A 25,875-nucleotide genomic window follows, 5' to 3' on the forward strand; every position below is an offset into this window, starting at 1 on the left:
TATCAGTGTTCCTGCTGACGGTTGAGGGCCACTACCTGGGCCGGCAACAGGCGTACCGCGTCGCCGCTGTGCAGCAGGTGCGCACCGAGGGCGACCACCACCTGGCCCGGGCTCACGCCGCTGTCGAGCAAGGCGTCTTCCTGGCCGAGGCGGGCGACGTTCACCGGGGCAAAGCTGACTTTGTCATCGCGGCCGATCACCCACACCCCCGTGCCCTTGCCGGCATCCTGAAGGGCGCCGATGGGCACGCGGGTTTGCTGCGCCTGGCCGTCACCTTGCAGGCGCACGGTGATGGTCGAACCCAGGGCAAAGCGGTCGACCGGGCCATGCAATACATAACGGGCGCGGTAGGTGCGGGTGGTCGGGTCAGCGCTGGCGGACAGTTCACGCAACGTGGCGGTCACCGCCTGTTCGGGGGCGCCGAAGGGAAACGCCAGGGCTCTTTGCGAAGCCTGGTCGCGCTGGTTTTCCGGCAGGTTGACGATGGCTTCCCGGGCGCCGTCGTGGGCCAGGCGCGCGACGACTTGCCCCTCGGCGACCACTTGGCCGCGATCCACCCGCACGTCGGTGATGATGCCGTCGCTGTCGGCCCTGAGCACCGAGTAGGTGCGGCGGTTTTCGATCTGGCTGGCGTCGGACTGCGCCGAGGCCAGCTCGGCTTCGGCCACCCGCAGGTTGGTGGCGGACTGGTCGAAAATCTGCCGCGACACCGCGCCGGTATTGGCCAGGCGCTGGTAGCGGGATTCATCGTCCCGGCGCTGGCGCAGTTGGGCCTGGGCCGCATTGACGCGGTTTTTTGCCGAGCGCAGGGCCAGTTCGAAGTCGCCGATGTCCAGCACCAGCAAGGTGTCGCCACGGCTGACATGCTGGCCGGGATCCACCTTGCGCTCGATCACCTTGCCGCTGACGCGAAACCCCAGATCGCTTTCAGTACGGGCGGCCACCACGCCGGTGTAGGCGCTTTGCTGGCTGCCGGCGGCTTCAACCTTGGCGGCCAAAACGGGGCGGGGCAGGGGCGCCTCGGCGACGGGGTCGGCCTTGTTGTTGCAGCCGGCGAGTATCGCCAACAGGGCAAGGGGCGTGAGAAGACGCAGGGGAAGAGGGTTCATGGCGGGCTCCGTGGGGCGGGTGTACGTGTGGAGAAGGTAAAAATTACGCACGTAATATTTAGCGCCATATTATGGTCGAATATAAAATAATCCAGCCCCGCGTGAGCGTTCCATGGGTGGGACGATCAAGGCCGATTTTGCCCTCTAGCGCCGGATTGATAACGGATTTAAGGTGTATTCATTACTGGAGACACATATGAAAAAGATCATCGGCCTCTACACCAGCCCACGCGGGCACTGGGTTGGCGACGGCTTCCCGGTTCGCACGCTGTTTTCCTACGACACCATGGGCAAGCAGATCAGCCCGTTCCTGTTGCTGGATCACGCCGGTCCTGCGGCATTCACCCCGACCGAACAACGCCGTGGCGTGGGCCAGCACCCTCATCGCGGCTTTGAAACCGTGACCATCGTCTACAAGGGCGAAGTCGAGCACCGCGATTCCACCGGCGCCGGCGGCACCATTGGCCCGGGCGATGTGCAATGGATGACGGCGGCGAAGGGCATCATTCACGAGGAGTTCCACTCCGAGGCCTTCGCCCGCAGCGGCGGCGCCCTGGAAATGGTCCAGTTGTGGGTCAACCTGCCGGCCAAGGACAAAATGGCCGACGCCGGTTACCAGACGATCCTCGACAGCGATATCCCGACGCTGCCCCTGGCCGACAACGCCGGCAGCCTGCGCTTGATCGCCGGCGAGTTCGACGGGGTCAAGGGCCCGGCCCGTACCTTCACGGCTATCGACGTGTGGGACATGCGCCTCAACGCCGGCCGTTCGGTGACGCTGGACCTGCATGCCGGGCGCAACACCGCGTTGGTGGTATTGCGTGGCACGGTGCGGATCAACGCAACCGAAGTGGCGCGGGAAGGCCAGTTGGCGTTGTTTGAACGCGATGGCACGCAACTGCGCCTGGAGGCCAGCGACGACGCCATGGTGTTGCTGCTCAGCGGCGAACCGATCGACGAACCCATCGTCGGCCACGGTCCGTTCGTGATGAACACCGAGCAGGAAATCCACCAGGCGTTTGCCGACTATCAGTCCGGGCAATTCGGGCAGATGCAGCGCTAGGGCGCTATACCCTCCAGAGGCATTTCATGCGATCTTCATGGCATTCGCCCTGGAGTCGCCTGGATGCCCTCATTTATCTCCGATCACCCGATGTTCTGTGCGCTGGCGCTGGTGCTGATCGACATCGCCGTGTGGCGCCTGATCTCTGCCAATTTCGGCAACTGGAAGCTGGTGGCGCGCGTGGTGATCTTCGCCGTGTTCAGCGCCGTGTTGTTCAACGAAGGCATGAACCCGATGCAGGTCGCGCCGTATGGCGACAACGTGGCGCTGCACCTCGCGGCCACGGCGTTCCAGATTGGCTGGTGGTTGTTTGCGGCGCGCACCCTCACGGTATTGCTCGGCGCGGTGATGATGCAGCGGGTCGGGCACACCGGGCGGTTGCTGCAGGACCTGGTGGGGGCGGTGATCTTCCTGATCGCGATCATCGCGGCCATGGCCTACGTGCTCGACCTGCCGGTCAAGGGCGTGCTGGCCACCTCCGGCGCGGTGGCAATCATCGTCGGCCTGGCGTTGCAAAGCACCTTGAGCGACGTGTTTTCCGGGATCGTCCTCAACACTACCAAGCCCTACCAACTGGATGACTGGATCTCCATCGACGGCACTGAAGGCCGGGTGATTGATATCGACTGGCGTGCCACCCAATTGCAAACCTCCCAGGGCAGTCTGGCGGTGGTGCCCAATTCGTTGGCGGCCAAGGCCAAGATCATCAACTTTTCACGCCCGGCGGATATGTTTGGGCTGTCGGTCAGCCTGCAAGTCAGCCCGCATGCGCGGCCGCAAACCGTGCTGGATGCGCTGGAGCGGGCGATGCAGGGGTGCCGGCCGTTGCTGGCCAAGCCGGCGCCGAGTGTCGCATTCAAGACGTCGGCCAGTGGTGGCGTCGAATATGAGATCAGCGGGTTTGTGCCGGCGATGACGCTCAAGCGTGAGGTGCGTAATCAGCTTTATGATTTGGCGTTCCGGCATTTGCAGGCGGCGGGGGTGAGTTTGTTGTCGGCTGCCGAGAGTAATACGCCGGTGGCGGTTTCGCGGGCGCGGGCGTTGTTGGAGAGTTCTTCGATTTTCTCGACGTTGCGTCAGGAGGAGAAGGAGACGTTCAGCCAGAACATGACGCTGCAAACCTTCCGCGCGGGGGAGATGATTTTGCCGGCCGGGGAGGTGAGTGATCATCTGTTTATCATCGAATCGGGGGTGATTTCGGTGATGTTGACCAAGGCCGGGCACAAGTTTGAAGCCGGGCGGATGGGGCCGGGGGAGGTTATTGGCGAGGCGGGGATTCTCTCGGAGCAGGGCGTGCCTGCGGACTTTTCGGCGAAGACGTTTTGTACGTTGTACCGGATTGAGAAGGAGTATCTGAAGCCTTGTCTGGATGCTCGGCATGACATCAGTGAGGCGATGAAGAGTTTGTTGGATTTCCGGTTGCATGCGGCTCAGAGTTTGACGCAGGAGGCGCCTGTGGTGCCTGTGAAGAAAGGGTTTATGCAGTGGCTCAGGAGTCGGGGCTGATTTTTTGGTGTACATATCCGTTTCTTTGGTAACGGCTGCCTATGGTTTCGCTCTTACAGCGACTCACTTTGGAAAAGCCCCAAAGTAAGCAAAGGGCTCTGCCCCGCCTGTCGGCACCTCGCCTAGGCTCGGTGTTCCCTCACTCCGGCATTGCTCCGCGGGCCGCCGCGACGGGGCGTCCCTGCCCCGTCGCGGCTAAACCGGCGTCCTGCCGGTTTACCCGCTCCTCAATCCCTGCGTTCGGCCTCGGGCTTATTGGGGCAGTCAGAGCCAGATCAAAAGCAAGAGCACAGCGGCCTACAGGCCGGCTTGAGTGGTAGAAGCCAGAGCAAAAGCCAAAGCGAAAGCCAAATCTGAAACTGATGCAGCTCTGCTTTTCTGTGGGAGCTGGCTTGCCTGCGATGGCATCACCTCGGTGTGTCTGATGTACCGAGTTGTCTGCATCGCAGGCAAGCCAGCTCCCACATTTGGACCGTGCCCGCTGTAGATTTTGATCTTGATGTTGCCTTTGCTTCACACCACTCAAGCCGGCCTGTAGGCCGCTGTGTTCTTGATCTGCTTTTGATCTTGATCTTAGGCGCCCCGTTAAACCACGCTGGCCGAACGCAGGTAGTACGGAGCGGGTAAACCGGCAGGACGCCGGTTTAGCCGCGACGGGGCAGGGACGCCCCGTCGCGGCGGCCCGCGGAGTAGTACCGGAGTGAGGGCACACCGAGCCTAGGCGAGGTGCCGAGTGGTGGGGCAAGAGCGTTTTGCTTACTTTTGCGCTGTTCAAAAGTGAGCCGCTGTAAGAGCGGAACCCATATCAGCCATCACCCAAATAACGGATATACACCCAACCCCCAAAACCACCCCGCCCAAGATTTTTTCAACCCAAGGGGAATAAACCCAAACCCTCGCCCGTTCTATCCCCAGAACATCTTCAACGAGGGCAGTACGATGGACCTCTCCACCCAAGCGCAACCCCTTGATTTCACAGCGCTGGCCCACCCGATGGGCGACACCGCCCCCTGTGGCGAGAACGTCGAATACGACCCCGACTTCCTCCTGCTGGAAGAAGAAGCCCTGGGCAAACCCGAGGTCCAATACGGCGACACCATCACCCAGGCCATCGAGCCCAACTGGAAACTCGTCGCGTCCCTGGCCTTGCCCCTGATGCAACGCAGCCGGGACCTGCGCCTGGCCATGTGGCTCACCCGCGCCGAGCTCAACCTGCATGGCATCCACGGCCTCAACGCCGGCCTGGGCCTGATCGAAGCCCTGCTGATCCACTGCTGGGACGGCCTGCACCCACAGCTCGACCCGGACGACGACCACGACCCCCTGCTGCGCATCAATATCCTGGCCTCCCTGTGCGAACCCACCGGTTTGCTGCGCGACCTCCTCGACACCCCACTGGTAAGCGCCCGCAGCCTCGGCCAATTCAGCCTGCGTGACCTCGACCAGGCCAGCGGCGAGCAGGGCAGCAGCGACACCCTGGCCCTTATCGATGGCGCATTCGCCGAAGCCGATCCCGACACCCTGCGTGGCATCGAAGCCGCCCTCACCGAAGCCCTGCAACGCAGCCAGCACATCGAACAACGCCTCACGCAAAACGTCGGCGTGGGGCGCGCCATTGACCTCAGCGGCCTGGCCAACGTACTGCGCCGCGCCGCCGAAGCCGTACGCCGCCGCTTGCCTGCAAGCGAAAGCCCGGCAACCAGCATCGACGCTCACCCGGCAACCGCCGCAGCCCCACAGCCGGCCAGAGGCGAGATCAACAGCCGCGAAGACGCGCGCCAGGCCATCGACCGCCTGTGCGCCTATTTCAACACCCACGAACCCGCCAGCCCCGTGCCGTTCCTGCTGCAGCGGGCGAAGAAACTGATCGACAAGAACTTCATGGAATTGCTGCAAGACCTCGCCCCCGACGGCCTTGCACAACTGGCGCTGGTCAGCGGTATCCGCCCCGGCAACGACTGACCTTCCCCTATCAACCCTCACACTGGAGCTATCCCGTGGCCAAAGAAAGCAGTCAAAAGTTCATCGCTCGCAACCGCGCACCACGCGTCCAGATCGAATACGACGTGGAAATCTACGGCGCGGAAAAGACCGTACAGTTGCCCTTCGTCATGGGCGTGTTTTCCGACCTCTCGGGCAAACCCGCCGAGCCGTTGCCGCCGGTGGCCGAGCGCAAGTTCCTGGAAGTCGATATCGACAATTTCGACGACCGCCTCAAGTCGATGAAGCCACGGGTGGCGTTCCAGGTGCCCAACACCCTGACCGGCGAAGGCAACCTGCCGGTGGAGATCACCTTCGAAAGCATGGACGACTTCACCCCGGCCGCCATCGCCCGCAAGGTGCCGAGCCTCAATCAGTTGCTGACCGCCCGCAGCCAGTTGTCGAACCTGCTGACGTACATGGACGGCAAGGTCGGCGCTGAAGAATTGATCGCCAAGCTGCTGAGCGATCCTGCGGTGATGCAAGCGCTGAGCAGCGCGCCCCAACAACCCGAGTAACTGATTTTTTGCTGACTCTGCCGGTGCCTCGTTTGCCCCGGTACGGGGACGCTTTTGCCCAAAATTCAAGGATACCGTCATGTCCACTACGCAATCGGAACAGTCAGGACTGCCACAAGGCGCCGCCGCCTTTGATGCCGGCGACTTCGCCAGCCTCCTGCAAAAAGAGTTCAAGCCCAAGACCGACAAGGCCAAGGAAGCGGTGGAAACCGCCGTGCGCACCTTGGCCGAGCAGGCGCTGCAAGGCACGCACCTGCTGTCCAATGACGTGCTGGGCACCATCGAAGGGCTGATCGCCGCCCTCGACCAGAAGCTCACCGAGCAGGTCAATCACATCCTCCATCATGAGGAATTCCAGGGCGTGGAAAGTGCCTGGCGCGGCCTGCATTACCTGGTCAACAACACCGAGACCGACGAGTCGCTGAAGATTCGGGTGATGAATATTTCCAAGAACGAAGTGCACAAGACCCTGCGCAAGTTCAAGGGCGTGGCCTGGGACCAGAGCCCGATTTTCAAGAAGCTCTACGAAGAGGAATACGGCCAGTTCGGCGGCGAACCCTACGGTGCGTTCGTGGCCGACTACTACTTCAACAACAGCGCGCCGGATGTGGAGCTGCTGACCCAGATGGCCCGGGTCAGCGCCGCCGCCCACTGCCCGTTGATCACCGCCGCCGACCCCAGCGTGATGCTGATGGAGTCCTGGCAGGAGCTGGCCAACCCGCGGGACCTGACCAAGATCTTCCAGACCCCGGAACACGCCGCCTGGCGCAGCTTCCGTGCCAGTGAAGACTCGCGTTATGTGGGCCTGGCGATGCCGCGCTTCCTGTCCCGTGCACCCTACGGCGCCAAGACCAACCCGGTGGAAGATTTCGACTTCGAAGAAACCACCGACAGCGCCGGCTCCCGGGATTTCACCTGGGCCAACGCGGCCTACGCCATGGCCGTGAACATCAACCGCTCGTTCAAGCATTACGGCTGGTGCTCGCAGATTCGCGGCATCGAGTCCGGGGGCGCGGTGGAAGGCTTGCCGGTGCACACCTTCCCCACGGATGACGGTGGCGTCGACATGACCTGCCCCACCGAAATCGCCATCAGCGACCGTCGTGAAGCGGAGCTGGCGAAGAACGGTTTCATGCCCCTGGTGCACAAGAAAAACAGCGACCTGGCGGCGTTCATTGGCGCCCAGTCGATGCACAAACCCGCCGAGTACGACGACCCGGACGCCACTGCCAACGCCAACCTGGCCGCGCGCCTGCCGTACCTGTTTGCCACCTGCCGTTTCGCCCACTACTTGAAGTGCATCGTGCGCGACAAGATCGGCTCGTTCAAAGAGCGCAATGACATGCAGGTGTGGCTCAACAACTGGATCGGCCGCTACGTGGAGCACAACCCGGCCACCGCCACCGACGCCGACAAGGCCCGCAAACCCCTGGCCGGCGCGGAAGTGGTGGTGGAAGAGATCGAAGGCAACCCGGGTTACTACGGCGCCAAGTTCTTCCTGCGCCCGCACTACCAGCTCGAAGGCTTGACCGTGTCCCTGCGCCTGGTCTCCAAACTGCCGTCGACCAAGGCTTCCTGATAACACCTTCCTACCCCAACCAAGGTACTGACCATGATCCTGCTTAACTTCAAAGGCAAACAAATCAAAGGCACTTCCACTGTCGAGGCGCACAAGGACTGGATCACCATCGACGCGATCCAGATGGGCGTCGGCCGCGCGATTTCCACCAGCGGCGGCGGTGCCGACCGTGACACCAGCAACCCGTCGTTCTCGGAAATCTCCCTGACCAAGGCCACCGACCTGGCCTCGGCCGACCTGTTCATGGAAGCGGTGTGCGGCAAGAGCCTGGGGGATGCCGAGATCCACTTCATCCAGACCGGCGGCCCGGACAAGAAGCAACAGGTGTTCCTCAAGATCATCCTGGGCAAAGCCATCATCAGCTCCTACTCCGCCAGCAGTAACGGCGAACGCCCGAGCGAAACCATCTCCATCAACTTCACCACCATCAGCTACGAGTACGACTCCTTCACCGGCGACACCGTGATCACCGGCACACCGAAGAAGTGGGACCTGGAAGCCAACGCCAAAATCTGACCCCGCTGCCGCCCCCCCTGTAGGAGCCGGCTTGCCGGCGATGAGGCCGTTGAACCGTTCGGTGTTCTCGAGATGGCCATCGCCGGCAATCCGGCTCCCGCAAGGTGGCGCGTTCAAGTGATGGAGATTCATATGACCCCGATTCAAGGCCAACCACATGGCTGAACTCACCAGCCGCGAACGCCTGCAGCCGTCCTTGCTCGATCGCCTGAGCGATGACGACACCGAACACGCCGTGGAGCCCCGTGACAAGCGCATCTTGTCCATGACCGGCCTGCGCAAGGCGGTGCTGCGCGATCTGGGCTGGCTGCTCAACAGCACCAGCCTGGGCAGCTTTCGTGAGCTCGGTGGTCACCCCCTGGCCGCGCAATCGGTCATCAATTTTGGCTTGCCGGATTTGTCCGGCAAGACCGCCGCCGGCCTCGACCGTGAAGAACTGGCCCGGCGCATCCGCCAGGCCATCTGGGATTTCGAACCCCGGATCCTGCGCGACAGCCTGCGTGTGGTGCCGCTGGGCACCAGCGCCATCCCCAACCAGATGGCCTTTGAAATCCACGGCGAACTCTGGGGCCAACCGCTGCCCGAGCGTCTGTACCTGAAGACTGAACTGGACCTGGAAGCCGGTGAAGCCAGGGTCTTCGATATCGAGACAAGGGACGTGCGGTGAACGCCAAACTGCTGCGCTATTACGAACGTGAACTGGCCCACCTGCGGGAAGTCGGCGGTGAATTTGCCCGTGACTACCCCAAGGTGGCCGGCCGCCTGGGGCTGGAGACCTACGCCTGCGCCGACCCTTACGTCGAGCGCCTGCTGGAGGGTTTCAGCTTCCTGGCCGCGCGGGTGCAACTGAAGATTGACGCCGAGTTCCCGCGCTTTACCAATCACCTGCTGGAGCTGGTGTACCCGCAATACCTTGCGCCCACGCCGTCGATGGCGGTGGTGCAATTGCAGCCGGACATGAGCGAAGGCAGCCTGGCTGCCGGCTTCAAGGTGCCACGTGGCACGGCCCTGCACAGCCAGTTGGGCAAGGGCGACCAGACTGCGTGCGAGTTTCGCACCGCCCATGACGTGACCCTGTGGCCGGTGGAGCTGGCCGAGGCGCGGTACTTTGCCTGTGGCAGCCAGGTCGCGGGCATCGACCTGGCACGCCTCGGCGGGGTGAAGGCCGCGCTGCGCCTGCGGTTGCGCGCAGGCGCCGGGCTAACCTTCAGCGACCTGGCCCTGGACACGCTGGCGTTGCACATCCGTGGCGGCGAAGCCTTGCCTTCGCGCATCCTCGAACAACTGCTGGCCCAGGCCGCCGGGGTGCTGGTGATGCCGGTGCAGGAGCATGTGGACTGGCACCAGTTCCTGCCCAGGACCGCGATTCGCGGCCTCGGCTACAGCGACGAAGAAGCCTTGCTGCCCACCGGCGCCCGGTCGTTCCAGGGCTATCGGCTGCTGCAGGAGTACTTCGCCATGCCCCAGCGTTTCCTGTTTGCCGAGCTGGGCGAACTGGCCAGCAGCGTGAGCCGCTGCACCGCGGAGCAACTGGACGTGATTGTGTTGTTCAAGAAGCTCGACCCGCTGCTGGAACAGAACCTCAACGCCGCCAACTTCGGGCTGTATTGCACCCCGGCGATCAACCTGTTCCCGATGCGCACCGAGCGTGTGCACCTGTCGGACGAGCAGTCGGAATACCACGTGATCCCCGACCGCACCCGGCCGATGGACTACGAGATTTACCAGGTCGAAGGCGTCACCGGTTATGGCAGCGGCGCCGAGGCGAGCCAGACGTTCGAGTCGTTCTACCGGGCCAACGACCTGCATGCGCGCACGCCGCCCAAGGCGTTTTACCAGGTGCGCCGGGACACGCGGCTGCTCTCGGAACAACAACGCCGCCAGGGCCCGCGCTCCAGTTACATCGGCAGCGAATTGTTCCTGTCCCTGGTGGACGCCCAGGAGGCGCCGCACCGCAGCAGCCTGCGCCAACTGGGCATCGACACCCTGTGCAGCAACCGTGACCTGGTGCTCAGCATGCCGGTGGGCAGCGGCAAGACCGACTTCAGCGTGGAGTCTGGCGCGCCGGTGCAGGCCGTGCGGTGCGTGGCCGGGCCCACGGTGCCGGCGCCGTCGTTTGCCGAAGGTGAAACGGCCTGGCGGCTGGTCAGCCACTTATCCCTCAACTACTTGTCGTTGCTCGACCAGGACAAGGAGCAGGGCGCCAGCGCCTTGCGTGACCTGCTGCGCCTGTATTGCCGGATTGACGACGAAGCCGCCCACAAGCAGATCGAAGGCCTGCGTTCGGTCAGTGCCGAAAGCATCGTGCGCCGTCTGCCGTTGCCGGGGCCAATCACCTATGGCCGTGGCTTGCAGATCAGCGTGACCCTCGACGAATCAGCGTTTGAAGGCAGCGGCGTGTTTATCCTCGGTTCGGTGCTGGAGCAGTTTTTTGCCAAATACGTGTCGCTTAATTCCTTCACTGAGACGGTGATCAAAGGCACCGCCCGCGGGGTGATCATGCAGTGGCCGGCGAGGGTGGGGCGATGCGAGATCCTCTGAGCCTGCTCAGCGCCCTGGAAGCGCACCCGGCGCGGTTCGATTTTCACGGGGCCCTGCGTCAGCTGGAGTGTGCCTTCCCGCACCTGCCACGCATCGGCCAGGCGGCGCGCCCGGCGGATGAAGCGGTGCGTTTCGGCCAGCAACCGTCCCTGGCATTCGAACCGGCGATGATCGCCAGCCTCACCCCGGGCACCACGCCGAAATTGCTGCTGAATTTTTTCGGTTTGCTGGGGGCGAACGGGCCGTTGCCGATTCACCTGAGCGAATACATTCGCGACCGCCAGCGCAACCTCAATGACCCGACCCTGGCGGCGTTCTGCGACGTGTTCCATCACCGGCTGATCAGCCTGTTCTACCGCGCCTGGGCCAGCGCCCAGCCGGCCGTGAGCCTGGACCGTCCGCAGGCGGACCGCTTTGCGCAGTACCTGGGTTCACTGATCGGCATCGGCATGCCGTCGCTGCTGGGCCGCGACACGGTGCCGGACGTGGCCAAGCTGCATTTTGCCGGGCGCCTGGGCCCGCAGACCCGCAATGCCGGCGGCCTGGCGGCATTGCTGACGGACTACCTGCAAGTGCCGGTGCAGGTCGAGCAATTCGTCGGTCACTGGATGACCTTGCCCGCCGATGGCCTGTGCGCCCTGCGCAGCGGCCCCGACGCGCCGGTGTTGGGCCAGACCACGGTGATGGGCAAGAAAGTCTGGAACACCCAACACAAATTCCGCCTGTTGATCGGCCCGCTGGACCTGGAACAGACCCGCCGCCTGCTGCCGGGGGGCGACAGCCTCAAGCGCGTGCAGGACTGGGTGCGCCAATACGTCGGCCTGGCCATGGACTGGGACGTGAACCTGATCGTCAAGAAAGAACAACTGCCTGGCTTGCGCCTGGGGTCTGCGCCGTTGGGCTGGACCAGTTGGCTGAGCAGCAAGGCGCCCCTGGCGGATGACCGGCAATTGCTGATCAACCCGCGCATTTCTCACACTTCTCAAGGACCTGCCCATGGCTGATATCAGTCGCGTCGCGCTTTTCGGCAAACTCAACAGCCTGTGCTACCGGGCGATTGAAAGCAGTACCGTGTTCTGCAAGATGCGCGGCAACCCCTACGTGGAACTGGTGCACTGGTTGCAGCAGATCCTGCAACTGACCGACTCCGACCTGCTGCGTCTGATCCAGCATTACCAACTCGACCCGGCCGTGCTGGCGCGAGACCTGACGGCTGCCCTGGACCGCTTGCCCCGTGGCTCGACCTCGGTCACTGACCTGTCGTCCCAGGTGGAGGAGGCGGTGGAGCGCGCATGGGTCTACGCGACCCTGATGTTCGGCGAGTCCCAGGTGCGCTCCGGGCACTTGCTGCTGGCGCTGCTGAAAACCCCGGGCTTGCGCAATGGCCTGTATGGCGTGTCCCGGGAGTTCAGCAAGATCGGCATCGAAGACCTGAGCGAACAATTCTGCGCACTGCTCAAGGACTCGCCCGAGGCGCAGATGACCGCCAGTGATGGCTTCCAGGTGCCCGGTGAAGACGCCGGCGCCCTGGCCCCGGCGGCCATGGGCAAGCAGGAAGCGCTGAAGCGCTTTACCGTCGACCTCACCGCGCAGGCGCGAGATTCGAAGATGGACCCGATCGTCGGCCGCGACGAAGAGATTCGCCAGGTGATCGACATCCTGATGCGCCGGCGCCAGAACAACCCGATCCTGGTGGGCGAGGCCGGCGTGGGCAAAACCGCCGTGGTCGAAGGTTTTGCCCAGCGCATCGCCCGGGGCGACGTGCCGCCGAGCCTCAGGGACGTGCAATTGCTGGCCCTCGACGTGGGCTTGCTGCAGGCCGGGGCGAGCATGAAAGGTGAGTTTGAACAGCGCCTGCGTTCAGTGATCGACGAGGTGCAGGCCAGCGTCAAACCGGTGGTGTTGTTTATCGACGAAACCCACACCCTGGTGGGCGCCGGCGGTGCCGCCGGGACGGGCGATGCGGCCAACCTGCTCAAGCCTGCGCTGGCCCGTGGCACCTTGCGTACTGTCGGCGCCACCACCTTTGCCGAGTACAAAAAGCACATCGAAAAGGACCCGGCCCTGACCCGGCGTTTCCAGACCGTTCAGGTCGATGAGCCGGACGAAGCCCGCGCGTTGTTGATGTTGCGGGGCATCGCCCAGACCATGCAGCAGCACCATCAGGTGCAGATTCTCGACTCGGCCCTGGAAGCGGCGGTGCGTTTGTCCAACCGCTACATCCCGGCGCGCCAGTTGCCAGACAAGGCTGTCAGCCTGATCGACACCGCCTGTGCCCGCGTCGCCATCAGCCTGCACGCCACGCCAGCCGAGGTGGATGACAGCCGCCGCCGGATTGAATCCCTGGAAACCGAACTGGCGATCATCGAGCGCGAAACCGCGATTGGCGTCGATACCGTCAGCCGTCGCGCGTCCGTCGAGGGATTGTTGGTGACTGAGCGCGAACGCCTGGATGGCCTGGAAAGCCGCTGGGACAACGAACTGGCACTGGTGGAACAGATTCTGCGCCTGCGCAGCCAACTGGCAGACGCCACCGAGGGCGAAGGCGGCCTGGTGGAGTTGCGTCAACTGCAGGACGAACTGGCGGCGCAGCAGGGCGAAAACCCACTGGTGCTGATCAGCGTCGACGAACAGGCGGTGGCCTCGGTGGTGCAGGACTGGACCGGCATTCCGGTAGGCCGCATGGTCAAGAACGAAATCGAAAACGTGCTGCGCCTGGCGGATCGCTTGTCCCAGCGCATCATCGGGCAAAACCACGCCCTGGAAATGATCGCCCGGCGCATCCAGACCTCCCGCGCCGGCCTCGACAACCCCGGCAAACCGGTGGGCGTGTTCATGCTTGCCGGCACCTCCGGCGTGGGCAAGACCGAGACCGCGCTGGCCCTGGCGGAGTCGTTGTATGGCGGTGAACAGAACGTCATCACCATCAACATGAGCGAGTACCAGGAAGCCCACACCGTCTCCACCCTCAAGGGCGCGCCACCGGGTTACGTGGGGTACGGCGAGGGCGGTGTGCTGACCGAAGCGGTGCGGCGCAAGCCCTACAGTGTGGTGCTGCTGGACGAGGTGGAGAAGGCTCATCCGGATGTGCACGAGCTGTTTTTCCAGGTGTTCGACAAGGGCTGGATGGAAGACGGCGAAGGCCGGATCATCGACTTCAAGAACACCCTGATCCTGCTCACCACCAACGCCGGTACCGCGTTGATCAGCCGCCTGTGCCGCGACCCGCAGGCCATGCCCGCGCCGGATGACATCGCCAAGGCGTTGCGCGAGCCGCTGCTGGAAGTGTTCCCGCCTGCCTTGCTCGGGCGCCTGGTGGTGATCCCGTATTACCCGCTGAGCGACGCCATGCTCGGCAGCATCATCCGCCTGCAATTGGGCCGTGTTGCAAAACGCATCAGCGAAGGCCACAAGATCCCGTTCACCTTCAGCGACGAAGTGGTGCACCTGATCGCCAGCCGCTGCACCGAACTGGAAAGCGGCGGGCGAATGATCGACGCGATCCTGACCAACTCGATGTTGCCGGCCATCAGCACTGAATTCCTCAACCGCCTGCTGGCGGGCACGCCGGCGACGCGGGTGCAGGTGAGCGTAGACGCCGGTGAATTTGCTTACGTGTTCGAGGAGCAGTGAACTAAAGAAAAAACTGTGGCGAGGGGGCTTGCCCTGTGGCGAGGGGGCTTGCCCTGTGGTGAGGGGGGCTTGCCCTGTGGTGAGGGGGCTTGCCCTGTGGTGAGGGGGCTTGCCCTGTGGTGAGGGGGCTTGCCCCCCGTTGGAGTGCGCAGCGCTCCCGCTTTTTTAGGGCCGCTACGCAACCCAGCGGGGGACAACCCCCCTCGCCACAGAGATAAAGCAGACAGCACTCAGCGGCGCCACGGAATAAACCCGTGCGCCCGGCTGTTGTGTCTACGTTCCTCAATTCTCAGGGAGACACACGATGCCCCGGATCAATAGTGCATTCAGCTGCCGCAAAGTGGACTTTCAAGCATTCCGCGAAGCCCTTGGCGAGGCCGGCATGCTGGCGGAGTCGCCCGCCGCGCAGGAAGTCATTGCGACCATGAACACCATCAGCACTGCACGCTCCAACGACACCCCGCAAGAGCAAGCCAAGGTTGCGTATTTCGCCGCCTATGAGGGCGAGGACGCGGTGGGGTTGATGGTGATGTTCAAGGAAGGCCCCACCTGGAAGATCGAAGACGTGTTTGCCGGAGTGGCGGGCAGCGGGCTGGGCTCGACCCTGGCGGCGTTTGGCATGGACTACGCGATCAGTGACTACGGCAACAAACCCAACTGCGAGATTCGCCTGACCTCCCTGGATGCGGCCTCGTGTGCGTTCTGGAAAAAGATGGGCTTTGTGATGCTGCCCGGGGTCGCGAGCGGGCACGGCGGCATGATTTACCGCGTGCCCAACTCCCGCCCGACCACACCGCTCTAGGTAGAAAACCACCATGGCAACCACCCAAACCCGGCGCGAAATCCAGGTCACCAGCGTGCTCGGCGCCGATGTGCTGCTGTTCCGGCGCATGCAGGCCCGGGAAGGCCTGTCGCAGCTCAGCGAATACACGCTTGAGCTGTACAGCGAACGCGCCGACCTGAATATCGACGACCTGCTGGCAACCCAGATGAGCGTGGCGGTGGACCTGCCCAAGGGCGGCAGCCGCTATTTCAGCGGGCACGTCAGCCACTTTTCGTTTACCGGACGCCAGGGCCGTTTTGCCACGTACAGGGCGGTGTTGCGTCCGTGGCTCTGGTTTTTGACCCTGGCCACTGACTGCCGGATATTCCAGGAACTGAGCGTGCCGGACATCCTCAGGCAGGTGTTCGCCCCGTACACCATCGCCGATGTCGACACCTCGGGCCTGAGCGGCAGCTACAAGGCGCTGACCTACTGCGTGCAGTACCGCGAAAGCGACTTCAATTTCGTCAGCCGCCTGATGGAGCAGGAGGGCATCTACTACTTCTTCAAGAGCGCGGCCGGGCGCCACACCCTGGTACTGGCCGACTCTTATGGCGCCCATTCACCGGCACCGGGGTATGCCCAGGTGCGCTTCATGCCCGCCGAAGACCACACCATGCGCGAGAGTGAAGTGATCTACGACTGGCGCATGAGCGGTGACGTGGAACCGGGTGGCTACACCTTGCAGGATTTCGACTTTGAAAAGCCGTCGGCCAACCTCTTGGCCAAGTCCACGTTGGCCGGCAGCTACCCGCAGGCGCGCCACGAACGCTACGACTATCCGGGCAAGTACACCGAGCGCAAGCAGGGCGAAACCTATGCGCGCACGCTGATCGAGTCCCTGCACACCGGCACCCAGCGGGTCACCGGGGCCACCCGTGCCCGGGGCTTGTTTCCCGGGGCACTGATGACCCTGACCGAACACCCGCGCAGCGAGCAGAACGCCCAGTTCCTGTTGCTGGAGGCGCGTTATGCGTTGTCCTCGGACACCTACGAGCCGACACCTCCGGCCCATCCCGCGCCGGTGCTGACCTGCGAGTTCACCGCCTTGTCCAGGCAGCAGCAGTTTCGCGCGCCGTGCAGCAGTCGCAAACCGCTGATGCAAGGTCCGCAGACCGCCAGGGTGGTGGGCAAGCAGGGCGAGGAAATCTGGACCGACAAATACGGGCGGATCAAGGTGCAGTTCCACTGGGACCGCGAGGGCAAACAGGATGAAAACAGCTCGTGCTGGATTCGCGTAGCCCAGGGCTGGGCCGGCAAACGCTGGGGCAGCCTGTTCACCCCGCGCATCGGCCAGGAAGTCATCGTGAGCTTTCTGGAGGGCGACCCGGATCAGCCGCTGGTCACCGGCAGCGTCTACAACGCCGAGACGATGCCGCCGTACACCCTGCCGGAAAACGCCACCCGCTCGACGCTCAAGAGCAACTCGTCCAAGGGCGGCGGTGGCTACAACGAGCTGCGTTTTGAAGACAAGAAAGGTGCGGAGCAGGTGTTCCTGCACGCCCAGAAAAACCTCGACCAGCGCGTGCTCAAGGACTCCCTGGACTGGGTCGGTGGCAACCGCCATTCCAAGGTCGACCAGGACCTGCGGGAAAAGATCGGAGGCGACCGGCACTCCTCGGTGGGTGGGCATCGCAATGAGAAAGCCACCGGCGATGTCTCGATGTCGGCTGGCACCAACATGATCATCAACGGCGGCCTGAAAACCGGCGTCACGGCCGGTATGGACATGTACATGAAGGGCGGCATGAACGTGGTGATCGAGGCGGGGGCGACCATCACCCTGAAAGTCGGCAGCACCTTCCTGACCCTCACGCCGGCCATGATCATCGCCTCGACCATTCCGATCCCGCTGCCCGAGGCCGCCTCTGCGGCGACTGCGCTGGCGCTCACCGCTGCCACCGGCCCTGCCGGGGTGCCGCTACCACCGAAGGAGGCCGACGATGGCAAGTAACCCCGTGAATTTGATTCTGCTGGTCCGCAGCTACCGCGACCAACCCATGCCCGGTGACGTGGTCTGCCGGTTTACCGACGCCGGCGGTTCGATTGGCCGTGGCCCGGACAACGACCTGACCCTGGACGACCCGGGCAAATACATCTCCCGCATCCACGCACGCCTCGAATGGCGCGGCGAGCAGTTCTACCTGACCGACACCGGCAGCAACCCCAGCCTGGTCAACGAACGCCCGTTGGGCAATGGCCGTGAGCGGGCGCTGGAGGAGGGCGACCGCCTGGTGATCGGGGATTACGGGCTGGAAGTGCGCCTGGAGCAACCGCTGGCCGAGGTGCAGGACGACGCCCTGGCCACACGCATTTTGCCGCCGTTGTTCGTGCCGCCGCCTGCGCCCGTGGCCGCACCGTTGCCACCGCTGGAGGTGTATCGCGAGCCTGAGGTGGTGGCGCCGGTGGTGCTGCATGACGCCCTGGCCGGGGCGAGGATTCTGGAGGGCGAGTCGTTGTTTGACGGGGCCGTGCCGCTGTCTGACCCGCTCGGGTTGAACCTGGCAGGACGGGTGGAACCACTGTTTCGCGGCACCGAAAGCGACCACGTGGCGCCGCAGATGCAGGCGTTTGTGATGCCGGTGATGCAGGTGGAAGCGCAGGTGATCCCGGAGGACTACGACCCGTTGCTGGGTGTCTCCACACTCCCTGTAGGAGCCGGCTTGCCAGCGATGGACGTTAACGATGACGCGGGCTTGCAGGATGAACGTGTCGCGCTTGAGCCTTTCGCGAGCAAGCTCGCTCCTACAGAAGAGCGGGCAGTGCCAACCGGGGACGACGCCGTCTTCCAGGCCCTGCTCCAAGGCCTCGGCCTGGAAAACCTGCACACCACCCGCACCCCCGTCGAACTCGCCCACCTGGTCGGCGAAATGCTCCGCACTGCCACCGGCGGCACCATGGCGGTGCTGATGGCCCGGGCCCTGACCAAGCGCGAAAGTCATATCGACATGACCATGATCGGCGCCCACTCCAACAACCCGCTGAAGTTTTTCCCCGACCCCCACAGCGCCCTGACCCAGATGCTCACCGCCGACTCCCCGGCCTATATGCGCCCAGTCAAGGCCATGGGTGCGGCATTCGACGACCTCAAGGCCCACGAACTGGCGGTGATCGCCGGCATGAAAGCGGCGCTGGGCGCGGTGGTGCAGCGTTTTGACCCGGCCCGGGTCGAGCAACGCCGCACCACCCACGGCGCCCTCGACAAATGGATGCCGGCCCGGCGCAAGGCGCGCTTGTGGGACCGCCTGGTGGAGCGCTACGAGGACCTCGCGCGGGATGCCGATGAGGACTTGCAGCGCCTGTTCGGTGAGTTGTTTTCGGTGGCTTATGAAGAGCAGGTCGCGCGGTTGCGCACCGGCCAATGAGAAGAATTTATGTCCTGGAATAACAAAGTAGTCTGGTCCGAAGGCATGTTGCTGCAACCCCAGCACCTGCAACAACACGACCGTTTTTTGCAGGCCCAGCTTGAAGCCCGGGTCGGCACCTTGCGGGCCTACGCCCATGGTTTTTCAACGCTGCACATCGACCCGCAGCAATTGGCCCTCGGTAAGTTGTCGTTGCTGTCCTACAGCGGCGTGTTGCCCGACGGCACGCCGGTCGGCCAGCCGTTCGACGATGAAATGCCGCTGCCCTTGGAGGTCCCCGCAGACGCTCGTGACCTGAAGGTGGTGCTGGCGCTGCCGAGCCTGCGCCCCGGTGTGGCCGAGGTCGACGACAACCCCGGCTTCGAAAACTTCGCCCGTCACCGCAGCAGTGAGTACGAAGCCTGGGACAGCAACGGCCTGGACAGCAGCGCCCTGATGAGCATCGGCAAACTACGCCTGCGCCTGGCGTTTGAAGGGGACGTGGCCGATGCCTACACCACCCTCGGCATCGCCCATGTGGTGGAAAAGCGCGCCGACAAAACGGTGGTGCTCGACCGCGATTATTGCCCGCCCTGCCTGGACATCCGTGCCGCCGAGCGCCTGGGCGCGTTTGTCGACGAATTGCTCGGCCTGTTGCAGCAGCGCGGTGAAGCCCTGGCTGCCCGACTGAACCGGCCGGACGGCAGCGGCGCGGCGGAGATTGCCGACTTCCTGCTGCTGCAAGTGCTCAACCGCAGCCAGCCGTTGGTGCGCCACCTGGCGGCCATGCGCGGCCTGCACCCGGAGCAGTTGTACCGCGACCTGACGGCCCTGGCCGGCGAACTGGCGACCTTTACCCAGGCCGACAAACGTGCTTCGGCCTACCCGGTGTATCGCCATGACGCGCTGGCCGAGACCTTCGCCCCGGTGATGCTCGACCTGCGCCGCTCGCTGTCGACGGTGATGGACGCCCGCGCCATCGCGATTCCCCTGGAAGAGCGCCAATACGGGATTCGCGTGGCGGTATTGCCCGACCAGGAGTTGCTGCGCTCGGCCACGTTCATCCTCGCGGTGCAGGCGCAAATGTCCGCCGAGAGCGTGCGCAACGGCTTCCCGCCGCAGGTCAAGATCGGCTCGGTAGAGAAGATCCGCGACCTGGTCAACCTGCAACTGCCGGGCATCGGCCTGCGCCCGCTGCCGGTGGCGCCACGGCAACTGCCGTTCCACGCCGGCTTCACCTATTTCGAACTCGACCGCAGCAGCGACTATTGGCAACAGCTGAGCAATTCGGCGGGGTTTGCCATGCACATCGCCGGGGTCTTCCCGGGGCTGGACATGCAGTTCTGGGCCATTCGGCGCTAAGGCAAGGTGACTGACGTGAATGACACTTTCGATAGCACCCAGGACCCGGACCGCACCCTGCTGATCCCTACGCCGGGCGGGCGGCGGGTTGCGCCTGCGGTGGCGCCCGTGGCCGACGTGCAGAGCGCCGCCGTGGTGCTCAAGGGCCTGGGCCTCAACCCGCTGGTGCGGGCCGCCAACCTGTTGCTCGACCTGGTGGTGCCACTGCGCATGCTGACCGCCATGCCCGACATGGAAAGCCTGCGCCAGCGGCTGATCCAGGCGATGCAGGCCTTCGAGGCCCAGGCCCGGGCCAGCCAGGTGGACGTCGAAACCGTGGCGGCGGCGCGTTACTCGCTGTGCACTCTGGTGGACGAAACCATTTCCAGTACGCCGTGGGGCGCGGGAGTGTGGGGCAGCCGCAGCCTGTTGGTGACCTTTCACAACGAAGCCTGGGGCGGCGAAAAATTCTTCATGATTTTGCAGCGCCTCAGCCAGGACCCGCGCACTCACATCGACGTGCTGGAGCTGATGTATTTGTGCATGGCCCTGGGGCTGGAAGGGCGTTACCGGGTGCTGGACCGCGGCCTGGATCAGCTGGACCTGTTGCGGGAACGCTTGCTGCAACTGATCAACCAGCAACGCGGCAACCGTGAGCAGGACCTCTCGCCACGCTGGCGCGGCGCCGAAGCGCCCCAGGCGTCGATGTTGCGCCAGGTGCCGGTGTGGGTGCTGGCGGCGGTGGCGTCGGTGCTGCTGCTGAGTGCGCAGTTGACCTACAACTGGCTGCTTAACCGCGCTTCCGATCCGGTGTTCGCGCAATTGGGGGCGATCCGTGTGGTGTCGCCGCTCAAAGTGGCGGCGCCCGCCACGCCTGCGCCGGTGCGCCTGTCGGGGTTCCTCGCGCCGGAAGTCGCCCAGGGCCTGGTCACGGTGAAAGACAGCGCCGACCGCTCGGTGATTACCCTGCGCGGCGACGGTGTATTCGCTTCCGGCAGTGCCGAAGTGGCGAGCAATTTCGACGGTTTGCTGGCCCGCATTGGTGATGCGCTGGCAACGGTGCCGGGGGATGTGGTGGTGGTCGGGCATACCGACAATGTGCGGCCTTCGGCGACTTCGCGGCTGGGTTCCAACTTTGATCTGTCCCAGGCCCGGGCCAAGACCGTTGCACGCTTGCTGGCGCAACGGGCGGGGCCGGCCGAGCGTTACCGCAGCGAAGGCCGGGGTGAAACCGAACCCCTGGTTCCCAATGATTCAGCGGCCAATCGTGCACGCAACCGCCGTGTCGACATCACCGTGCTGATCCCTTCCCAGGCGCAATAGACCATGAACCTGTCCTCGTTTTTTTCGTTGTTATGGTCGCCGGTGGAGCGCTTCATCCTGTGGTTGCTCAAGCCTTGGTTGCTGTCGCTGATCGGCGTGGCGCTGTTGTCGCTGCTGGTGTGGTACGAAGGCCCGCTGCTGGCGTTCAACGGCAGTGAACCGTTGGCCCCGGAAGCCCGGCGCTGGGGCTTGATCAGCGTGTTTGTGCTGGTGTGGGCGGGCTATTTTGCCTGGCGGTTGTGGCGTGCCTGGCGGGCGAATCGCGGGTTGATGGCGGGGGTTGCCGAAGCGCCGGCGGGGGTACGCGAGTCCCAGGCCGAAGTGAATGAACTGGGCGAGCGCATGCGTTCTGCCATGGCGGTGCTGCGCAAGGCCAACCCCGGCTGGAAGATGAGCGGGCAGTACCTGTATCAGTTGCCGTGGTACATGTTTGTCGGCGCACCGGGCAGCGGCAAGACCACCGCGCTGACCCATTCCGGCCTGCAATTTCCCCTGCGCGAAGCCATGGGGTCCGGGGCCATCGGTGGGGTGGGCGGCACCCGACATTGTGACTGGTGGTTTACCGACGAAGCGGTGTTGCTCGACACGGCGGGGCGCTACACCACCCAGGACAGCTACACCGAAGTGGACAAGGCGGCCTGGGGCGGTTTCCTCGATCTGCTGAAAAAACACCGGCGCCAGCGCCCGGTCAACGGGGTGATCGTGGCCCTCAGCGTCAGCGACCTGTTGCAGCAAACCGAAGCCCAGCGCCAGGCCCAGGCCTTGGCGATTCGGGCCCGGATCAATGAACTGTATGAACGCCTGGGCCTGCGGTTTCCGGTGTATGTGATCATCACCAAGTGCGACTTGCTGGCGGGCTTCTCGGAGTTTTTCGAGACCTTTGGCCGGGAGGAGCGGGCGCAGGTGTGGGGTGTGACGTTCCCGCTGCAACAAGACCCGAAAGCCGACAGCAGCCTGGCGTCGTTCCCCGCCGAATTCGATGCCCTGGAACGCCAACTCCAGGGCCGGGTGCTGGAGCGGGTGCAACAGGAGCGGGACCTGTCGCGCCGGGCCTTGCTCTACAGCTTCCCGCAACAGTTCGCCAGCCTGGGCGAGGGGCTCACGCGGTTTCTCAACAGCGTCTTCGAGGCCAACCGTTATCAGGAACCGGCTCTGCTGCGGGGCGTGTACTTCACCAGCGGCACCCAGGAAGGCAGCCCGATTGACCGGGTACTCACCGCCCTGGCGGCGTCCTTTGGCCTGGGCCGCAAGGTGCTGGCGCCGAATGTCGCCAGTGGCCGCAGCTACTTCATCACCCGATTGCTGCGGGAAGTGATCTTCAAGGAGGCCGGGCTGGCCGGCGTCAACCATCAGGAAGAGCGTCGCCGCCGCTTGCGGGCGCGGGGCGGGCGGATCGTCGCCGGGGCGGCGTTTGTCCTGCTGTTGCTGGGCATGACCATCAGCTACAACCGCAACCTGCAATTGATCGCCGACTCGGCCACCGCCGCGACCAACGTCGCGCAACTGGCCAAGGAACTGCCGGCCGAAGGCGACGTGCTGGTGACCTTGCCTTTGCTCAATGCCGCCCGCGCGCTGCCCGGTGGCTACAGCGAGGGTGACACCAGCGTGCCGCTGCTCAGCCGCATGGGCCTGTACCAGGGCAACAAGCTGGGCGCGGGCGCGGTGACTTTGTATCGCCGCCTGTTGCGCAGCACCTTGCTGCCGCACATCGTGGCGAACATGGAAAACGCCCTGCGCCGGGGCGACGCCAGCAACCAGGAGTTCCTCTACGAAACCCTGCGCGCCTACCTGATGCTGGGTGAGCGGCAGTTCTTTGATGCCGCGTCTGTGCAGGCGTGGGTCGATGTCGATTGGCGTCGCGAGCTGCCCCAGGCCACCCCGGCGCAGTTGCAGCAATTGTCCGATCACGTCTCGGCGCTGCTGGAAGCCGACGATGAAGCTGAACCGGTGCCACTCGACAGCGCCCTGATTGCCAAGGTGCGCCTGGCCCTGGCGAGCATGCCGCTGTCCCAGCGCATCTATAACCGGGTCAAGCGCCAGGTGGATCAGGAGCATTTGCCCGAACTCAGCGTGAATGGCGCGGTGGGCCGGGATGTGTCGTCGCTGTTCACCCGGGGCAGTGGCGAGCCGTTGTCCCGTGGGGTCAGCGGCGTGTACCGCATCGCCGGCTACCGCGAGCTGACCGACAAGACCCCGCAAGCCGTGGCTGACATGGCCAAGGACAGCTGGGTGCTGGACCGCCAGGAGTCGGCGCAGATCGCCGGCGGCAGCGCTGCCATGCAAGCCGCGGTGCTGGAGCTGTACTACGCCGATTACATCCGCCAATGGGACACCTTCCTCGCCGACGTGCACCTGGTGCCGTTGACCAGCCTCGGCCAGGCGTCCCTGGTGACCAACGTACTGGCGGCAAACGATTCACCGCTGCGCGCGTTGCTGCTGGCGGTGGCGAAGGAAACCACCCTGGAAGGCGCATTGACCTCGGCCGCCAGCAAAGACACCGACCAGCGCGTGCGCGACAAAATCGCCGCCGCCACGCAAAAGCTCCAGGCGGCCCTGGGCAACGACGCCCCGGCCCCGGCGACGGATGCCGGCGCAAACCCGGTGGACCAGCACTTCGCCGCGCTCCATCGCCTGGTGGGCAACGGCACCCGCCCGCAACCGGTGGATGAGGCGCTGGCTGCGCTGAAAGACGCCGGCCAGTACTTCGACAGCGCCGATGCCGCCCGCCGCAGCGCCGCGCCGGCACCCACCGGTGAAGTGCTGGAGCGTTTGAAACGTGCCAGCGACACCCAGCCGGCACCGTTGTCGACGTTGCTGCGGGATGTGCAATCCGGCGGCGCCGCGCTGACCCTGGGCAACGAAAAGGCCCGGCTGAATGCGTTGTGGGAAGCCTCCGGCGCACCGTTCTGCCGGGCGGCGATTGCCGATCGTTATCCATTGGTGCGTAGCTCCAGTCGCGATGCCACCGCCGATGACTTCGGCAAATTCTTTGGCCCGGGCGGGCTGATGGATGATTTTTTCAGCAAGAACCTCGCGGCCTATGTCGACATGAGCGGCAGCCAATGGCGCTGGCGCTCCAGCGGCGTGACGCCGTTGAACATTTCCCAGGACGTGCTCAACCAGTTCCAGCGCGGGGCGCGCCTGCGGGACATGTTCTTCGTGGCCGGGGCACGCCAGCCGTCATTGCGCTTTGACCTGAAAGCCCTCAGCGCCGACCCGGCGTTGACCAAGGTCACCCTGGACATCGACGGCCAGCCGGTGGTGTACGACGCGGGCAACGTGGCGGACTTCACTAGCATCAGTCTGCCGAGCGGCAAGGCCGGTGGTCTGGTGCGGCTTGAAGCAACCCCCGCGCTGGTCAGCCCGCTGCGAGCCGATGGCCCGTGGGGTTGGCTGCGGATGATGGACAAGGCGGCGGTGAGTGCCCAGGGTGAGTTGCTGCAATTGACGTTCACTGTGGAAGGGCATCGGGTGGTGTATCAACTGCGGGCCAGCAGTGTGATCAACCCGTTCCGGCGTGATGCGCTCGAGGCGTTTCACTGCCCGACGACGTTATAGGGATTGGCATGGATCAGCAGTTGACGGGTTTTTTCGGCAAGGTTCCCAGCCATGGGGATTTTGTCAGCCGACGTTTGCCAGAGGCTTTTTTGCGGCCTTGGGATACGTGGCTGCAGAACGGTTTGCAGCACAGTCGCGAGCGGCTGGGTGAGCGCTGGCTGGAGGTTTATTTGTGCAGTCCGGTCTGGCGCTTCGCCTTGGCGGCGGGAGTGTGTGGCGATCAGGGCTGGGCGGGTGTCATGTTGCCCAGTGTGGATCGGGTCGGGCGCTATTTTCCATTGACGGTGGCGGTGGCGAGCGAAGACGTACCGCCGTTCGCGCGGCTTGAGCAGGATGCCCAATGGTACGCGCAGGCCGAACGGTTGGCGCTGTCGACCCTGGTTGAGGGGTTTACGATGACTGCGTTTGATTCGGCGCTCAAGGCATTGCCGCCGCCGTCATCCCTTATACGGGTGGAAGAGGGCGCGGCAGGGCATTCGTTGTTCTGGACCGAGGGCTCGCCGTTGCTGGCGCCCTCGACGGTGGACGTTGCTGGCTTGCCTGGCGCCTCGACATTCGTCGATATGCTGGCGGGGCGCAGCCAGGTGTGAGGCTACACCTGGGCCAGCGAGGCGACAGGGCTCTTGGGGAGTGTCGGGGTTTCGAGCGCAGGTGCGGCATTCGAAGCTATCGCAGGCTTCGCGTTGGCCGGGAACTCGGCACGGTCTGCGAATGTTTGCTGAACGGCAGGGACGAAGACCTCGGCACTTTTTGGAACGGATTCGTCCGGGGTGGCCACCGCAGGTTTGCCTTTGGTTGCTGATTTGAGCAGCTTGTCGGCCCCAAAGGCGGCACCGCCGCTGATAGCGCCCAAGCCCACCGCTTTCAGAATCGGCATGGCCAGAGCTTTCAAAATATTTAATAGGGCACCCATGGGTCTTTTCCTCTCATCTGGTTTTTGTCTGGCGGCCTTGATAACCGCTCGTCCCTCTGTGTCAAAAACAACGCCACCGGTTCCAGGCCCTCTTGCGCCGATTCAATTTCCTTGCTAGCTTCTCGCAA

19 protein-coding genes are annotated in these 25,875 nt (G+C 64.2%); 17 read left to right on the top strand and 2 right to left on the bottom strand.

Annotation, left to right across the window (positions count from 1 at the left end; translation table 11 throughout):
• Positions 1–2: 2 nt before the first annotated feature.
• Positions 3–1,109, bottom strand: a complete 1,107-nt coding sequence (locus HKK54_RS21880) for an efflux RND transporter periplasmic adaptor subunit (RefSeq protein WP_169387790.1) — start codon at positions 1,107–1,109, stop codon at positions 3–5.
• 196 nt (positions 1,110–1,305) lie between these two features.
• Between HKK54_RS21880 and HKK54_RS21885 the strand changes: the two genes are divergently transcribed.
• The 17 genes from HKK54_RS21885 to tagF all read left to right on the top strand — a co-directional run bounded on the left by HKK54_RS21885 (position 1,306) and on the right by tagF (position 25,424).
• Positions 1,306–2,172 (top strand): pirin family protein, encoded by an 867-nt coding sequence (locus HKK54_RS21885; protein WP_010175174.1) that lies wholly within the window; start codon positions 1,306–1,308, stop codon positions 2,170–2,172.
• A 63-nt stretch (positions 2,173–2,235) separates the two neighbouring features.
• Positions 2,236–3,678, top strand: a complete 1,443-nt coding sequence (locus HKK54_RS21890) for a mechanosensitive ion channel domain-containing protein (protein WP_010175172.1) — start codon at positions 2,236–2,238, stop codon at positions 3,676–3,678.
• A gap of 939 nt (positions 3,679–4,617) precedes the next feature.
• On the top strand, positions 4,618–5,640 hold the full coding sequence (gene tssA, locus HKK54_RS21895; RefSeq protein ID WP_169387791.1) for a type VI secretion system protein TssA: 1,023 nt from the start codon (positions 4,618–4,620) through the stop codon (positions 5,638–5,640).
• A 35-nt stretch (positions 5,641–5,675) separates the two neighbouring features.
• Positions 5,676–6,176 (top strand): type VI secretion system contractile sheath small subunit, encoded by a 501-nt coding sequence (gene tssB / locus HKK54_RS21900; protein WP_010175161.1) that lies wholly within the window; start codon positions 5,676–5,678, stop codon positions 6,174–6,176.
• Between the two features lie 79 nt (positions 6,177–6,255).
• On the top strand, positions 6,256–7,755 hold the full coding sequence (gene tssC, locus HKK54_RS21905) for a type VI secretion system contractile sheath large subunit (protein WP_010175159.1): 1,500 nt from the start codon (positions 6,256–6,258) through the stop codon (positions 7,753–7,755).
• 33 nt (positions 7,756–7,788) lie between these two features.
• Positions 7,789–8,271, top strand: a complete 483-nt coding sequence (locus HKK54_RS21910) for a type VI secretion system tube protein Hcp (protein WP_010175157.1) — start codon at positions 7,789–7,791, stop codon at positions 8,269–8,271.
• 157 nt (positions 8,272–8,428) lie between these two features.
• On the top strand, positions 8,429–8,938 hold the full coding sequence (gene tssE / locus HKK54_RS21915) for a type VI secretion system baseplate subunit TssE (RefSeq protein ID WP_010175155.1): 510 nt from the start codon (positions 8,429–8,431) through the stop codon (positions 8,936–8,938).
• A complete protein-coding gene (tssF, locus tag HKK54_RS21920) occupies positions 8,935–10,812 on the top strand; it encodes a type VI secretion system baseplate subunit TssF (protein WP_169387792.1) in 1,878 nt (625 codons plus the stop codon). Before tssE ends, tssF begins: the two co-directional genes overlap by 4 nt.
• Complete coding sequence (gene tssG, locus HKK54_RS21925; RefSeq protein ID WP_237150970.1) at positions 10,797–11,816, top strand: type VI secretion system baseplate subunit TssG; 1,020 nt, start codon at positions 10,797–10,799, stop codon at positions 11,814–11,816. Before tssF ends, tssG begins: the two co-directional genes overlap by 16 nt.
• Complete coding sequence (gene tssH, locus HKK54_RS21930) at positions 11,809–14,445, top strand: type VI secretion system ATPase TssH (RefSeq protein ID WP_169387794.1); 2,637 nt, start codon at positions 11,809–11,811, stop codon at positions 14,443–14,445. Before tssG ends, tssH begins: the two co-directional genes overlap by 8 nt.
• A 304-nt stretch (positions 14,446–14,749) precedes the next feature.
• Positions 14,750–15,247 carry a GNAT family N-acetyltransferase gene (locus HKK54_RS21935; RefSeq protein WP_010175146.1) on the top strand — a complete coding sequence of 166 codons (498 nt, stop codon included), beginning with the start codon at positions 14,750–14,752 and terminating at the stop codon, positions 15,245–15,247.
• Between the two features lie 13 nt (positions 15,248–15,260).
• Positions 15,261–17,222 carry a type VI secretion system Vgr family protein gene (locus HKK54_RS21940; protein WP_169387795.1) on the top strand — a complete coding sequence of 654 codons (1,962 nt, stop codon included), beginning with the start codon at positions 15,261–15,263 and terminating at the stop codon, positions 17,220–17,222.
• The gene (gene tagH / locus HKK54_RS21945; protein WP_169387796.1) at positions 17,212–18,633 is read left to right on the top strand and encodes a type VI secretion system-associated FHA domain protein TagH; all 1,422 of its coding nucleotides are present in this window, start codon (positions 17,212–17,214) and stop codon (positions 18,631–18,633) included. The genes HKK54_RS21940 and tagH overlap by 11 nt, the downstream gene beginning before the upstream one ends.
• A gap of 9 nt (positions 18,634–18,642) precedes the next feature.
• Entirely contained in the window at positions 18,643–19,974 is a 1,332-nt protein-coding gene (gene tssK, locus HKK54_RS21950; RefSeq protein WP_169387797.1) for a type VI secretion system baseplate subunit TssK, read from the top strand.
• A 15-nt stretch (positions 19,975–19,989) separates the two neighbouring features.
• Complete coding sequence (gene icmH, locus HKK54_RS21955) at positions 19,990–21,276, top strand: type IVB secretion system protein IcmH/DotU (protein ID WP_169387798.1); 1,287 nt, start codon at positions 19,990–19,992, stop codon at positions 21,274–21,276.
• Between the two features lie 3 nt (positions 21,277–21,279).
• Complete coding sequence (gene tssM, locus HKK54_RS21960; RefSeq protein ID WP_169387799.1) at positions 21,280–24,834, top strand: type VI secretion system membrane subunit TssM; 3,555 nt, start codon at positions 21,280–21,282, stop codon at positions 24,832–24,834.
• Between the two features lie 8 nt (positions 24,835–24,842).
• Positions 24,843–25,424, top strand: a complete 582-nt coding sequence (gene tagF / locus HKK54_RS21965; RefSeq protein ID WP_169387800.1) for a type VI secretion system-associated protein TagF — start codon at positions 24,843–24,845, stop codon at positions 25,422–25,424.
• 2 nt (positions 25,425–25,426) lie between these two features.
• On the opposite strand, the gene HKK54_RS21970 is transcribed toward tagF, so the two are convergent.
• Positions 25,427–25,747, bottom strand: a complete 321-nt coding sequence (locus tag HKK54_RS21970) for a hypothetical protein (RefSeq protein WP_010175134.1) — start codon at positions 25,745–25,747, stop codon at positions 25,427–25,429.
• Positions 25,748–25,875: the final 128 nt, after the last annotated feature.

The organism is Pseudomonas sp. ADAK13 (genome assembly GCF_012935715.1).
In the GTDB taxonomy this organism is placed as follows: Bacteria; Pseudomonadota; Gammaproteobacteria; order Pseudomonadales; family Pseudomonadaceae; genus Aquipseudomonas.

What these genes read in the sequence shown, in the direction of transcription:
- HKK54_RS21885 (WP_010175174.1), top strand. Translation starts at nt 1,306, where the DNA reads ATGAAAAAGATCATCGGCCTCTACACCAGCCCACGCGGGCACTGGGTT.
- tssM (WP_169387799.1), top strand. Translation starts at nt 21,280, where the DNA reads ATGAACCTGTCCTCGTTTTTTTCGTTGTTATGGTCGCCGGTGGAGCGC.
- tagH (WP_169387796.1), top strand. Translation starts at nt 17,212, where the DNA reads ATGGCAAGTAACCCCGTGAATTTGATTCTGCTGGTCCGCAGCTACCGC.
- HKK54_RS21940 (WP_169387795.1), top strand. Translation starts at nt 15,261, where the DNA reads ATGGCAACCACCCAAACCCGGCGCGAAATCCAGGTCACCAGCGTGCTC.
- tssC (WP_010175159.1), top strand. Translation starts at nt 6,256, where the DNA reads ATGTCCACTACGCAATCGGAACAGTCAGGACTGCCACAAGGCGCCGCC.
- HKK54_RS21890 (WP_010175172.1), top strand. Translation starts at nt 2,236, where the DNA reads ATGCCCTCATTTATCTCCGATCACCCGATGTTCTGTGCGCTGGCGCTG.
- tssE (WP_010175155.1), top strand. Translation starts at nt 8,429, where the DNA reads ATGGCTGAACTCACCAGCCGCGAACGCCTGCAGCCGTCCTTGCTCGAT.
- HKK54_RS21935 (WP_010175146.1), top strand. Translation starts at nt 14,750, where the DNA reads ATGCCCCGGATCAATAGTGCATTCAGCTGCCGCAAAGTGGACTTTCAA.
- tagF (WP_169387800.1), top strand. Translation starts at nt 24,843, where the DNA reads ATGGATCAGCAGTTGACGGGTTTTTTCGGCAAGGTTCCCAGCCATGGG.
- HKK54_RS21910 (WP_010175157.1), top strand. Translation starts at nt 7,789, where the DNA reads ATGATCCTGCTTAACTTCAAAGGCAAACAAATCAAAGGCACTTCCACT.
- tssH (WP_169387794.1), top strand. Translation starts at nt 11,809, where the DNA reads ATGGCTGATATCAGTCGCGTCGCGCTTTTCGGCAAACTCAACAGCCTG.
- tssK (WP_169387797.1), top strand. Translation starts at nt 18,643, where the DNA reads ATGTCCTGGAATAACAAAGTAGTCTGGTCCGAAGGCATGTTGCTGCAA.
- HKK54_RS21970 (WP_010175134.1), bottom strand. Translation starts at nt 25,747, where the DNA reads ATGGGTGCCCTATTAAATATTTTGAAAGCTCTGGCCATGCCGATTCTG.
- tssG (WP_237150970.1), top strand. Translation starts at nt 10,797, where the DNA reads ATGCGAGATCCTCTGAGCCTGCTCAGCGCCCTGGAAGCGCACCCGGCG.
- tssA (WP_169387791.1), top strand. Translation starts at nt 4,618, where the DNA reads ATGGACCTCTCCACCCAAGCGCAACCCCTTGATTTCACAGCGCTGGCC.
- HKK54_RS21880 (WP_169387790.1), bottom strand. Translation starts at nt 1,109, where the DNA reads ATGAACCCTCTTCCCCTGCGTCTTCTCACGCCCCTTGCCCTGTTGGCG.